The organism is Mycobacterium sp. NPDC003449 (assembly GCF_053588415.1).
This window is the reverse complement of record NZ_JBSFPX010000229.1, coordinates 1-10,129: the sequence shown is the minus strand read 5'-3', so window position 1 is coordinate 10,129 and position 10,129 is coordinate 1. Positions and strand designations below refer to the sequence as shown.

At 71.3% G+C, this 10,129-nt stretch carries 10 protein-coding genes and 1 pseudogene; 5 read left to right on the top strand and 6 right to left on the bottom strand.

Annotated features, from left to right (window positions below; genetic code table 11):
• The 4 genes and pseudogenes from ACWDTP_RS34195 to ACWDTP_RS34180 all read left to right on the top strand — a co-directional run.
• Nucleotides 1-373 (top strand): annotated as a pseudogene (locus ACWDTP_RS34195) (hypothetical protein); the annotation flags it as partial.
• Nucleotides 374-382: 9 nt separating this feature from the next.
• Entirely contained in the window at nucleotides 383-607 is a 225-nt protein-coding gene (locus ACWDTP_RS34190) for a hypothetical protein (RefSeq protein WP_450027661.1), read from the top strand.
• A 64-nt stretch (nucleotides 608-671) separates the two neighbouring features.
• The gene (locus ACWDTP_RS34185; RefSeq protein ID WP_450027660.1) at nucleotides 672-1,877 is read left to right on the top strand and encodes an enhanced intracellular survival protein Eis; all 1,206 of its coding nucleotides are present in this window, start codon (nucleotides 672-674) and stop codon (nucleotides 1,875-1,877) included.
• A gap of 26 nt (nucleotides 1,878-1,903) precedes the next feature.
• Nucleotides 1,904-3,175 carry a competence/damage-inducible protein A gene (locus ACWDTP_RS34180; protein ID WP_450027659.1) on the top strand — a complete coding sequence of 424 codons (1,272 nt, stop codon included), beginning with the start codon at nucleotides 1,904-1,906 and terminating at the stop codon, nucleotides 3,173-3,175.
• Here ACWDTP_RS34180 and ACWDTP_RS34175 read toward each other — a convergent pair.
• The 6 genes from ACWDTP_RS34175 to ACWDTP_RS34150 form a co-directional block, all read right to left on the bottom strand.
• Nucleotides 3,172-4,566 carry an FAD-dependent oxidoreductase gene (locus tag ACWDTP_RS34175; RefSeq protein WP_450027658.1) on the bottom strand — a complete coding sequence of 465 codons (1,395 nt, stop codon included), beginning with the start codon at nucleotides 4,564-4,566 and terminating at the stop codon, nucleotides 3,172-3,174. The two genes, ACWDTP_RS34180 and ACWDTP_RS34175, sit on opposite strands and share 4 nt — an antisense overlap.
• Before the next feature lie 59 nt (nucleotides 4,567-4,625).
• The gene (locus tag ACWDTP_RS34170; protein WP_450027657.1) at nucleotides 4,626-5,309 is read right to left on the bottom strand and encodes an MBL fold metallo-hydrolase; all 684 of its coding nucleotides are present in this window, start codon (nucleotides 5,307-5,309) and stop codon (nucleotides 4,626-4,628) included.
• A 33-nt stretch (nucleotides 5,310-5,342) separates the two neighbouring features.
• Nucleotides 5,343-6,269: an alpha/beta fold hydrolase gene (locus ACWDTP_RS34165; RefSeq protein WP_450027656.1), complete on the bottom strand. Its 927-nt coding sequence runs from the start codon at nucleotides 6,267-6,269 to the stop codon at nucleotides 5,343-5,345.
• A 22-nt stretch (nucleotides 6,270-6,291) separates the two neighbouring features.
• Nucleotides 6,292-7,185: a fructose bisphosphate aldolase gene (locus tag ACWDTP_RS34160; RefSeq protein WP_450027655.1), complete on the bottom strand. Its 894-nt coding sequence runs from the start codon at nucleotides 7,183-7,185 to the stop codon at nucleotides 6,292-6,294.
• A 131-nt stretch (nucleotides 7,186-7,316) separates the two neighbouring features.
• Nucleotides 7,317-8,699: a pyridoxal phosphate-dependent decarboxylase family protein gene (locus ACWDTP_RS34155; RefSeq protein WP_450027654.1), complete on the bottom strand. Its 1,383-nt coding sequence runs from the start codon at nucleotides 8,697-8,699 to the stop codon at nucleotides 7,317-7,319.
• A gap of 40 nt (nucleotides 8,700-8,739) precedes the next feature.
• Nucleotides 8,740-9,333: a hypothetical protein gene (locus tag ACWDTP_RS34150; protein WP_450027653.1), complete on the bottom strand. Its 594-nt coding sequence runs from the start codon at nucleotides 9,331-9,333 to the stop codon at nucleotides 8,740-8,742.
• Between the two features lie 508 nt (nucleotides 9,334-9,841).
• Here ACWDTP_RS34150 and ACWDTP_RS34145 point away from each other — a divergent pair.
• A partial coding sequence (locus ACWDTP_RS34145) for a TauD/TfdA dioxygenase family protein (RefSeq protein WP_450027652.1) occupies nucleotides 9,842-10,129 on the top strand: 288 nt, incomplete at its 3' end.

Sequence of the window (10,129 nt, the reverse complement as noted above, 5' to 3'; positions counted from 1 at the left end):
CCCCGAGCTCAACCCCTCTCACCCCACACTCTTCCCCCCCCCGCCGCTCTTCCGATCTACCTTGGCGGGGGCCCCGCGGCGGGTCGCCGCCGAGCGCTCGGCGGGGCCGGATGCGACGAGCGTGACGATCAGCCTGCACAACCCCACCCGCCACATCGCGTTCTTCGAACGGGCCGAGGCCACCAGCACCCGCGACGGTGACGAGATCCTGCCGATCGGCTACTCGGACAACTACGTCACGGTGTACCCCGGCGAGACCGTGCGCATCACCGGCCGGATCGCGGCATCGCAGCCGGCTGCGAACTGGATCCGGGTCAGCGGGTACAACAGTGCGCCGGTGGTCGTCCCGATCGACCCGCCGGCGCGCCGTTAGAATCGGCCGATGACCACAACCGACGAACGTCACGAACTGGGCAAACTGGCAGAGGTCGGTGGCTGGCGGCGCCGTGACGTCGACCGGGTCGACGTCTACCAGCGCGACACCAACCGGATCCGGGTGATCTGGCAGGGGCAGGGCGCGATCAGCGGCGCCTCGCTGCATCAGGACGACATCATGACCACCTACACCCGCGACCTGCCGACGGTTCGGCGCTGGCTGAACCGTTGACCGGTCCGGCCACGCCGGAAATTCCATCGCGGCGGGCCCGGTCGGTGTGGCACTGTCGCATGCTGTGATCACGCCCACGACGGACCTGGCCGCCCGGACCGCCGTAGACGCGGACTGGGCGGCGATCAGGCTGCTCTCCGACACCGTATTCGGGGAGATCAGTCATCCGGACACGATCGCGGCGTGGCGCGCCATGGTGCCCGACGACGGTGCGCTCGTGGTGTGCGACGGGGCCGACGTGGTCGGGCAGTCCGTCTATCTGGACCTCGCACTCACGGTGCCCGGCGGCGCGGTGATCCCCGCGGCCGGCGTCAGCTTCGTCGGGGTCGCCCCGACCCACCGGCGGCGTGGCATATTGCGCACGCTCTACACCGAACTGCATGAGCGCATCGCCGGCGCCGGGTACCCGGTCGCGGCACTGACGGCCAGCGAGGGCGGTATCTACGGCCGGTTCGGCTACGGGCCCGCGACGGCCAAGCAGTTGATCTCGATCGACCGGCGGTTCGCCGAGTTCCACGCCTCGGCGCCGGACTCCGGTGGGGTGCGGCTGGCCCGGCCCGCCGAGCACCCGACCGCGTTCGTCGAGATCTACGAACGCTGGCGGCGCCGCACCCCGGGCGGGCTGCGGCGCCCGCAGGCGGTGTGGGACGAGCTGCTGGCCGACCGGCCGGACACCCGCGACGGTGGCTCGGAACTGTTCGCCCTGCTGCACCCCGACGGCTATGTGCTGTACCGGATCAACGGCAGCGCTCCGATGAACATCCACGTGTGGGAGTTCACCGCCGTGACCGGCGACGCGCAGGTCGCCCTGTGGCGCGCGCTGCTCGGCATGGATCTGATGGAGAAGGTGAACATCTGGACCTCTCCGGCCAACGTGGTGCCGCAGTTGCTGACCAACCCGCGGCTGGTCGGGGTGACGGCCAGTTCGGACAGCCTGTGGATCCGGATCATGGACGTCGCGGCCGCCCTCACCGCACGCCGCTACCAGGCCGACCTCGACGTGGTGTTGCAGGTTAACGACGGATTCCGCAGTGACGGTGGACAATTCGACCTGCGAATCCGTGACGGTCGGGCCACCTGCACGCCCACCGAGCGGCCGGCCGACGTGCGGCTCGACCTCGACGTCCTCGGCGGCCTCTACCTCGGCGGTGCCCACATCGCGGGTTATGCCGCGGCAAATCGGTTGAGCTGCAACGACCCGGCGCTGGTGCACCGGATCGGCGCCGCATTTGCCAGTGACATTCCGGCCCAGTTGGGTTTCGGCTTTTAGCGCACCCGGTGCGTAGTGTTCACCCCGTGAGTGCACGCGCAGGCATCGTCGTCACCGGAACGGAAGTCCTCACCGGCCGGGTCCAGGACCGTAACGGGCCGTGGCTGGCCGATCAGCTCCTCGAGCTGGGGGTCGAACTCGCCCACATCACGATCTGCGGTGACCGTCCCGGCGATATCGACGCGCAGCTGCGGTTCCTGGCCGCCGAAGGGGTGGACCTGATCGTCACCAGTGGCGGGCTCGGCCCGACCGCCGACGACCTGACCGTGGCGACGGTGGCCGAGTTCAGCGGCCGAGAGCTGGTTCTGGACGCGGAGCTGGAGGCGCGGATCGCCGACATCCTGCGCACGCTGATGGCCCGCCGCGGCGCCGAGGTGGACTTCGACGCGGTCCGGGCCGCCAACCGCAAACAGGCCCTGGTGCCGGTCGGGGCCGAGATCCTGGAACCGGTCGGCACCGCGCCGGGGGTGGTCGTGCCGGGCGCTCCGACCGTCGTCGTGCTGCCGGGCCCGCCGCGCGAGTTGCAGCCGATGTGGTCGCGCGCCGTCGAAACCGACGCCGTCAAGCAGGCCATCGCCGGCCGCACCGTGTACCGCCAGGAGATGATCCGGATGTTCGGCCTGGCCGAATCCGGCCTGGCCGAAACCCTGCGGGAGGCGCAGCGGACCGTCCCGGGATTCGACACCCTGGAGATCACCACCTGCCTGCGCCGCGGCGAGCTGGAGATCGTCACCCGCTACGAACCCGATGCCGCCGGGGTGTACACCGAGTTGGTCGCGCTGTTGCGGGACCGGCACGGCCCGGTGGTGTTCTCCGAGGACGGCTCGACCGTCGACGATCAGGTCGCCGCCCTGCTCGCCGGCCGCCGGATCGCGACCGCCGAATCGTGCACCGCAGGCCTGCTGGCCGCGCGCCTGACCGATCGCCCCGGTTCCTCGGCGTACGTGCTGGGCGGGGTGGTGGCCTACGCCAACGAAGCCAAAGCCGAGTTGCTGAATGTGGACCCGGTGCTGATCGCCGAGCACGGCGCGGTCTCCGAACCGGTCGCGGCCGCGATGGCGGCCGGGGCGCTGCACCACTTCGGTGCCGATACCGCGGTGGTCATCACCGGCATCGCGGGCCCGGACGGCGGCACACCGGACAAGCCGGTCGGGACGGTGTGCTTCTCGGTTCGCGCCCCGGGCGTGGAGCTCACCCGTACCCGTCGCCTGCCCGGCAACCGGTCCGACATCCGGGAGCGCTCCACCACGGTGGCGATGCACCTGCTGCGCCGGGCCCTGACCGGGGACCCGGCTTAGGGCTTCGGCAGCTGCACCGGCAGCGGGATCGGTTCGGCGGTGGCCGGAACCGCAGGCCGGTGGGTGCGGGCGGTCGCGACCCGGGCGAGGATCGACGGACGCAGCAGCAGGCCGGGCGATGCGACGAGGTTCATCACCCGGAAGAACGCCTCGCCGACCACCGGATCGGATTCGGCGGCCGTCAGGACCCGCTCGGTGAACCAGTTGGAGATCCGGATCGACAGCGGCCGATGGCCCCGCACCTGGGGCATGGCCAGGTCGGCGCCGGCTGCCATCCGCCACACCCGGTCGACCAGGGGGGTGGCGGCCCGCAGGAACCGCGGGCCCAGCTGCGCGGATCCCGCGGCCAGACAGTCGCGTAGCGTGAGCGCTTCCAGCGCCGCCACCGACATCCCTTGTCCGTACACCGGATTGAAACTACAGATCGCGTCGCCGAACACCAGCAACCCGGCCGGGAACTCCGGCATGCGCTCGTAGTGCCTGCGCACGCTGGCCGGGTAGCGGTAGGTGGCCACCGCGCCGAGTGGTTCGCCCGCCCGCAGCGCCGCCATCATGGTTGGCGGAGCGAATTCGGCGGCGTAGGACAGCATTCCGACGCGGTCGATGGGCGGTGCGGATCCGGCCATACCGGCCAGCGTGAGCATCCAGGTGTCGTCCTCGTAGGCGAACAGCGCACCGCCGCACGGACGTTCGGGTTCGGTGCCGATCATGATCAGCCGTTCGTCGAGCATGCCGTCGGGGATGCTCAGCAGCTGGCTGGTGTAGCTTACCTGCACGGCGATCCGGTCCTCGGCGGGACGCCGGTAGCCGAGGCTCTCCAGGAACGCCGGTGTCCGCCCGGCTCGGCCCATCGCATCCACCACCAGATCGGCGTCCATGGCCCGCCCGGCGCCGCCCCGGTGTTCGGCCACCAGGACACCGGTGGTCCGGTCGCCTTCGCCCGCGGTGAGGATCTCGACCGCATCATGGCCGTCGAGCAGGCTGATGTTGCCGACACTCCGGACCCGGTCGCGGATATGGGATTCCAGGAACGGCCGGCTGCACAGATAGGACACCAGCGGTTCGGTGGGCCGGGCGGGCATGCGTAGCCGGTGCCCGCCGAGGGTGACCGACAGCCTCGACAGGCAGGTCTCGTCGAGCACCGTCGCGCCGTCGGCGGCGAGGTCACCGAGAAAGCCGGGGAACAGGTCTTCGAGGGCCAGCGCGCCCGCACTGAGCAACCCGTGGACGTGCCGGCCCTGCGGGACGCCGCGGCGGTGTGCGGGTCCACCGGGCAGCTCGTCGCGTTCCACGACGGTGACCGTGGTGAAGAAGTCGGCCAGCACCCTGGCGGCCAGCAGCCCGCCGATGCTCGCGCCGAGAACCACCGCATGTTCGCCGATTGTCGCCATCGAAACCCTCCACCCGTCGGCCCCTCAGGGGGAGTATCGGCCGGGCCGCACGGGGCGGCCTAGGGTAGTCGACTACCCGAATCCCGGGCCGCGCCCTCCGGGACCGTGCGCAGCGCCTCGGCCACGCAATCCGGCCAGGCCGGGCCGCCGGCGCCGAGCACGGTGACCGCGCGGGCGCCGAACGCACTGGAGATGACCAGGTCGGGTTCCAGGGTGGCCAGCAGGTGCAGGCTCTCGGCTATCGCGGCGCCGTCGCCGACCCCGGGGATCACGAACGTCGACCAGTGACCGTCACCGTCGACGAACAGGGTGTCCCCGGTGAACAGGTAGCGCCCCTCGGCGCCGGTCACCAGATAGCTGGTGCTGCCCGGGGTGTGGCCGGGGGTGGGGATCACCTCGATGCCGTTGTCGTCGCGGTGCCGGCTCGCGACCGGGACGTCGATGTGCGCGTGCCTGCCGATCGTCACCAATTCGGCTGCGGGGGCGTGCAACCGGGATCCGAACCGGTCCGCGACCCGGGCCAGCATCGGCCCGGCTTCGTCCTGATGGGACAGGTACTGGTCGCCGACGCCGCCGAGCGATTCCAGCAGGTCGAAATCGGCGTCGGTGGCCGGGCAGTAGAACAGGGCGTTCGCGCCCGGCCCGGTCCACAGATACGCGTGGGTGGTCAGTCCGGGAAACGGTGAATCGACCCGGGTCTGCCAGAGGTCGGCGGTCAGCTGAGTCGTGCTGGTTGTCGTCATAACGGCAGCCTGCACCCTCAACAATGGTTCAGGTCAATCCTCGGTGCCGGCCGGCTCTGCGGCGTCCCAGATCTCGATCATCGAGCCCATGATCTCCTGCGCGCAGCCCAGCCCGCCGAGGTGACTCTCGTAGGGCAATTCGGTGAGCTCGGCCTGCGGCAGCCTGGCCACGACATGCCTGCCGTGTTCGAACGGCACGATGTGATCGTGGTCGCCGTGCCACCACCGGACCGGCACCCGCACCTCGTCGAGGCGGAAACCCCAGTCCCGGGTGAACACCACGACGTCGTAGAACGGTGCCGCCAGTTGCTTGCGGCTGCCGTTGAGCAGATCGTCGAGGAACATCGCCTTGAATTCGGGGCGGCCCAGCATCCGCCGGTCGCCCTCGGGGGAGAGCCGTGCGTACACCTCAAGGGCCGGGGACGCCACCGGCCGAATCAGCCGGATCAGGCCCGAGGCGGCCAGCCGGATCGGCCCGCCCGCCATCCTCAGCACCGGTGAGACCGCCGCGCCGAACTCCATCAGGCCACTGCTGATGCCGTCCGGCCCGACCAGCGGGGCGACGCCGCCGAGCACCCCGGCCGCCACCACCCGATCCGGCAGGGCCGCCGCGCAGGCCAGGGTGTAGGGCCCACCGCCGGACAGGCCGATCACGGCCATGGTGCCGATGCCCAGGGTGTCGGCGATGATCCGGAGATCGTCGGCGAAATCGAGCACGGCGTCGTACTGGTGCGGCGTGGACGACCCGATACCGGGCCGGTCCACGCCGATCAGCCGAATATGGTTGCGCTCGGCGTACATCCGGGCTTCGGTCGGGATCTGCCTGCGGGCACCGGGGGTGCCGTGCAGCCAGAACACCGCCCGGCCCTGCGGATCGCCGAACTCGGCGAACCCGAGTTGCCGGCCGTCGCCGACGGCGACGTTGCCCTCCAGTTCGGGGCGATCGATCGGGATGACCATCGGAGCGCGCCTGGTGCCGGGGCTAGCCGGCCACGGAGGCGTTGTAGATCGACTGAATCGAGGCGTCCAGCGTGGCGTTGAACTGCTCATCGCTCTGCTGGGCGGACAGCCCCTCGGTCAGCGCGCGGCTGAAGCTGGCGATCACCCCGGTGTTCTCGGCGAGCAGCTTGTTGGCGTCGTCGCGCGAGTAGCCCCCCGACAGCGCGACCACCCGCATCACCTTCGGATGCTCGACCAGCGACTGGTAGTGGTTGGCCGCGGTCGGCAGGGTCAGCTTGAGCATGACCTTCTGGTCGGCGGGCAGGGCGTCCAGGTTCTTGGTGATCTCGTCGCGCAGCAGATCCTCGGCCTCGGCCTTGTCGGAGATCGAGATGGTGACCTCGGGCTCGATGATCGGGATCAGGCCGTGCGAGAGCACCTGCTTGGCCACCTCGAACTGCTGGGCCACCACCGCGGCGACACCGTCGGGGTTCGCGGCGCCGATCACCGACCGCTCCTTGGTGCCGAAGATGCCGTTGCGCACCCCACGGGCCAGCAGGTCGTCGAGCGCGGGCATCGGCTTCATCAACTGCACACCGTCGGCGGCCTCGGCCAGACCCTTGTCGATCTTGAGCAGCGGGACCACGGCCTTGTCCTCCCAGAGGTAGGTCGCCGACGGCTTGCCCTCGACGGACCGGTCCATGGTCTGCTCGAAAAGGATGGCGGCCAGCACCCGGTCGCCACCGAACGACGGCGAGCTGATGATCCGTGATCGCATCTGGTGGATCAGGTCGAACATGTCTTCCTCGGAGGAGTAGGCGCTGTCCTCCACCCCGTAGAGGCGCAGGGCCTTGGGTGTCGAACCGCCGCTCTGGTCGAGCGCGGCGATGAAGCCCTTGCCCGAGGTCATCTTGTCGGCCTGCTGCTGGTTGACCATGGGGTGTCCACTCCTTTGAAGACGGTGTCATGCGGTGCGGGTCGGCCGGCCGGGTCGCCCGGCGCGGTCAGTTCGTCTCAGAGGATATTCGGCGGCGTCGCGGGCCCGGACCCCACCTCGGTGCCGCGGGCTCAGGCCCCGCCGATCGCCTCGGCGATCACCGCCGCCGAACGGGTGACGTCGGCGCCGGTGGTGGCCCAGTTGGAGAACGACACCCGCAGCACGTACTCGCCGTTCCAGGTGGTGCCGCCCAACCAGCAGGTTCCGTCGGCCTGGATCGCGGCCACCGCCCTGCGGGCGGCCTGCTCGTCGCCGGGCAGCCGGACCAGGACCTGGTTGAGGACCACGTCGTTGAGCACCTCGACGCCCGGTACCCGGGCCAGCAGGCCGGCCATCTGCCGGGCCTGGGCGCAGTTCCGCTCGACCAGGTCGCCGACCCCGTCGCGGCCCAGGGACCGCAACGCGGCGTACACCGGCACCGCGCGGGCGCGCCGCGAACTCTCCGGCACGAAGTTCGTGTTGTCGCGCTGACCCGGGTCGGCCACCAGGTAGGGGCCGGCCAGGCTCATCGCGGCCACCTGCGCGTCCGGATCGGCCACGATCGCCATCGCGGCGTCGTAGGGCACGTTGAGCCACTTGTGAGCGTCCACCGCCCACGAGTCCGCCCGCTCGGCGCCCGCGGTGAGGTGCCGAGTGGCCGGTGCCGCGGCCGCCCACAGACCGAAGGCACCGTCGATGTGCAGCCAGGCACCGTGCGTCGCGCACACCTCGGCGATCGCGCCGAAATCGTCGAACGCGCCGGTCGCGACGTTGCCGGCCTGGGCACACACGATGGCAGGCGCGCCGGCGTCCGCGGCCAGCGCGTCCCGCAGGGCATCGGGCCGCATCCGGCCCTGGTCGTCCGCGGCGACCCGGACCACGGCGCCCTCGCCGAGACCGAGCAGCCGCAGCGCGGCGTAGATCGTGACGTGGGCCTGCTCGCCGCACAGCACCCGGATCCGCGGGGCACCGGTCAGCCCGTCGCGGGCGACGTCCCAGCCGGCCCGGGCCAACACGGCGTGGCGGGCCGCGGCCAGACCGGTGGTGTTGGCGGCCTGGGCGCCGGTGACGAAGCCGACGCCCGCGCCGGCGGGGAGCCCGAGCAGGTCGAGTACCCAGCCGGCGGTGATCTCCTCGATCGCCGCCATGGCCGGTGACAACGCGTGGAATGCCGCGCACTGGTCCCACGCCGACACCAACCAGTCCGCACCCACCGCGGCGGGCAGGGCGCCCCCGATCACGAAGCCGAAATGCCGCGGTCCCGCGCTGGCCACCAGGCCGGGATCGGCCCCCGCGGCGAGTGCCTCCAGGACCGCGTCCGCACCGGCCCCGCGATCGGGCAGCGGCCCGCCGAGCCGATCGACGATGGCCGCGGCGTCGGCGCGGGCCGCGACCGGGCGGGCGTCCAGCCCGGCCAGGTAGGCCTCGGCGAGCGTGGCGGCGGTGTGCAGCGCGGCGGTGCGATCGGACGGCATGTCCAGACCCTACGGGTGCCGACCGGTGGCCGGGCCGCCGTCACCGCGGTGTGAGGACCACCGGCTCCGACAGGATCTCGCGGTACTCGACCATCGGCTCGCGCTTGAGGACGGTGCTGCCCGACGTCACGAGCAGTTCGTCGGGGGAGACCGCATACCTCACCCCGGAGCTGCGGGCGACGAAGTCGCGTGCTCGGGCGGTCTCGGCCGAGACCGCCATGGCCGCCTCGTCGGACAGCCGCACACCTCGGTACTCGAAGTGGCCACTGCGGTCGAGGCAGATCACCACCAGCGAGCCCGGGGTGCGCCCGATCGCCCGCGCGGTCTGGGTGTCGCGGCACCGGGCCTGCGAGCCGACGAACCCCGCCTGGTCGGAGGCGAACCGCGAAACCGCGGGCACGGTGGCCGGCTCGGCCGCGGCCGGCCGCGGCACCGGCGGGACCCCGAGGGTCCTGGCGCCGACCGCATGCGCCGAATCCCGGGCCGACAGCTTCGCCGCGAACGTGGTGAGAACGACGAACGCGGTGAGCAACGAGCCCAGCACGGCGATCACCGCCAGGCCGATTCCGATCGGCAGCCACCGCCGCTCGGGTGGCTTTCGGTGCCGCCCACCGGTACGCGGCCGATCCGGCATCGGCAATGACGGCGGGCGTGACGCGGACGCTGCGTGGTTGACCAAGCTTTCTCCAGTGACGGCAGTGTGGCTGGGATGGGGAAGCGGATGTGCACATCAGCTCGCTGACGCGATCTCACATTCTGCACGACCCCAGATCGGGCGGGGGAATCCCCCGGGGAATCACAGAGATTCGCCATACTGCCGGTCCGTGGTGACCGTGGCCCGGTGTGGTTGCTGCGGTGGGCCCGGCGGGCGGCCCGCGAAAGCGGTTCCGCAACAGCGATATTGGCGACCTTCCGGTCGGCCCGCCCCAGGTGGTGGCGGTTTGGTCCTGGTGCCCGCAGGCGTCGCGGCAACACCGTCGCGTGACGGCCGGGGCGGCGCCGGGCAGATCGCCGGAACGGGTCTGGCGGCCGGCGCCGGGCGCGGACATTCCCGTCACGTGGATTCAAACCGGTAAGCCCGCGCGCGATCGCCGTTAGCTTCCGTTTACCGACAACTACAGGGGTAATCGAGGGAGCGCGGCGTGACCACATCGACGACGGCCGGAACGACGGCGACAGATTCATCGGCAGGACCGGACCACGACGCCGCGGGGATCCGGGTCACTCCGTTGTCGGGTTGGACCGGGGCACTCATCGACGGCGTCGACCTGTCGGTGCCGCTGACCCCGGATCAGCGCACCGGGATCCGGGACGCACTGCACCGCTGGAAGGTGGTCTTCTTCCGCGACCAGAACCTCGACCACGCCGCCCAGATCGCGTTCGGTGCCCAGTTCGGCGATGTGACACCCGGCCACCCGTACGAAGGGGAT